At 58.0% G+C, this 2,349-nt stretch carries 2 protein-coding genes and 1 pseudogene; 1 reads left to right on the top strand and 2 read right to left on the bottom strand.

What is annotated here, in order from left to right:
- Together AB4043_RS22745 and AB4043_RS22740 are read right to left on the bottom strand one after the other, a co-directional pair.
- Window positions 1–781: GvpL/GvpF family gas vesicle protein (locus AB4043_RS22745; RefSeq protein ID WP_442308181.1), on the bottom strand; the 781-nt coding region annotated here is incomplete at its 3' end.
- 259 nt (window positions 782–1,040) lie between these two features.
- On the bottom strand, window positions 1,041–1,730 hold the full coding sequence (locus AB4043_RS22740; RefSeq protein ID WP_442300939.1) for a trimeric intracellular cation channel family protein: 690 nt from the start codon (window positions 1,728–1,730) through the stop codon (window positions 1,041–1,043).
- 277 nt (window positions 1,731–2,007) lie between these two features.
- Here AB4043_RS22740 and AB4043_RS22735 point away from each other — a divergent pair.
- Window positions 2,008–2,349 (top strand): annotated as a pseudogene (locus AB4043_RS22735) (DUF481 domain-containing protein); the annotation flags it as partial.

Here is a 2,349-nt window from a genome sequence, read left to right as displayed (position 1 = left end):
CCGGCACACGTACCGCGGCAGCAACCACCTGGGCCGGAACCGCCGGCTGGTGGGTCTGATGCCCCGTCTGAGGACGATGCACGAAGTGATACGGCGGCCAGGGACCGGAAAGCTGGAACTGGCAATCCTTCATTGTCTGCTGCGCCTGAACGTACTTGTTCTGGTAACGCTCCACACACTTGCGATCGATCAGGTGAGCGATGTCAATCAGCAGCTTGCCGGAGTCCAGACGCTTGCAGGAGATCTCCTCCGCCAGCGGCAGGAACATACGATTCAGTTGCACCGACAGGGCTCGGGCACGAGCCTGACGCTCACGCTGGCGACCAGCCTGCTCACGCAGACCAGCCAGATACTCTTTGCCGGCACAGCAGGTCTGCATCTTGGAGGCACCCTCGATATCGTCGACCAGGACCTTCAAATGCATCTCCGCCTTGCCCTGGAAGCGCTCCAGGTTGGCGACAAAGTGGCGATGGTTGGAACGAATCGACCGCCGCAGCGCGTCGTCATCCGTAAACGTAGTGTTGAAACGAAATGGCAGAAGCGTCGTCTGTTTAAAACAGTCGGCGATCACGCGAGCGTGATCCTTCTGGCACTGCTGATCGATGCGTGCTGCATCTTCCTCAGAGTGCTCAGATACCAGAACAGCGAGGTCGCTCGCCGGAAAGAGGAATACCTGATTTCCAAAGAGGCCCTTTACGTTCTCCAGGGGCATCGGACGACGATGACGTGAAAGCTCCGGAAACGCCTGACGTTCAGCGATACAGTATGCATACCAAGACATATTATCTCCGCATAAAGCCTTAGGAATCAAATACATCCCTTGGGCCGTTATCGACGTATATAGTGCGGTAAAGCTCAACGACGTTTGGCAGCTGGTTCGACCACTATGGCGGACTGAACCGATTGCGAAACGGATACTATGCCCGCCATACAACGTTTGGCAAGCAGATGTTTTCTTGCGGGCTTGAAGGAAAAACCGAAAGGCACCAGCGGCGCCTTTCAGCAGCCAGCATGGAGCATGCCAATTAATTGCTGGTCAGTCAGGAACTGGATGACACGCCCTGCCCCTTACGGTTCAGGCGCATGGAGGGAGTTCGCCAGGCGAAGAAATTCGATAACAGGCGCAGCAGGAAACCCGTTGCAGATCCCAGGGTCGAGCTGGTCTCCGGGGAGAACCCCAGCCGTTCGGCCATCAGATAAGTCGCAGCAGCAGCGGTTGCAGCCAGAGCGTACGGCTCACCCTTCTCAAAGACGGCCGGGGTCCGGCCACTGAAGACATCGCGCAGGGCTCCCCCGCCGACGGCGGTGGTAATTCCCAGCAACAGGCACGGTAAAAACGCCAGGCCTGCATCTTGAGCCCGGGTCGCCCCGGCGACGGCAAACAGCCCAAGCGAGACCGCATCGATAAAAAAAATGAACCGCTGCACCCGCGCTCCCACCACGGAACCGAAGAACAGCGCCAGGCTCGCACCACCCAGGGCGCAGGTGAGATAAGACGGGTGTTCAAACGAGAGCGGTACGCCCTGCTGCAGGATGATGTCACGGGTTACACCGCCACCCACACCGGAGATCATTCCCAGGCCCAGCACGCCTATCCAGTCATAGTGGTAGCGCTGATCGCGCCGCACCGCCAACGCTCCTGCGAACGCGCCAACCCCTAGCGCCAGATACTCAATGACGGTCGAGATCGTAGAGCTGCGGATCGGAGCATGCGGTAGCGCAGGCAGCATGGGTTATTTTTTCCCGTCTTCAGGCAGCTTGTCACSCCAGCTAGGCCCGTTGGCCTCCCGGCGCTTTCGCGAGTCCTCGGGGTTCGAGATACCTACGAGGGAAAGAATGCGAACGATCATATCGATARGAGACTTCATGGCACGTGCCTCGTCTGCGTAAAGGAAAGATGACATCATCTTATGAGAATGCCCGTTGATGTGGCTATGGGATGAGGGTCCCGTAACCCGAGACAAAACCGAACGAAACCTATTTTTGTTGAGAGGAAATCGCGAGTTCATGTCCCTGTTCAAACGTGCGCGCGGATTGGCGCTGCTCCTGATTCTGGCCCCAGCCATCATGCCGGCGGAAGATAAGCCGAACGCCGAAAAATCAAACCCCGACGTCATCGTCTTCAAGAACGGCGACCAGTTGAGCGGAACCCTGGTGCGCGGCGTCGGCAATTCCATCCTCTTCAAAAGCGATATCGTTGGCGAAGTCACCATCCCCTTGAGCAAGATCAAGGAACTCCGCTCCAGCGGCAGCTTCGCCGTCCTCAAGAAAGACACCCCTGCGACCCGTACCAATACCCAGACCGGCATGGTCACCATGGACGACAGCACCGTCACCTTGCTGCATCCC

Origin of the sequence: Terriglobus sp. YAF25 (assembly GCF_052113305.1) — a bacterium.
Classification (GTDB): Bacteria; Acidobacteriota; Terriglobia; order Terriglobales; family Acidobacteriaceae; genus Terriglobus.
This window is presented reverse-complemented; position numbering and strand designations above follow the sequence as displayed.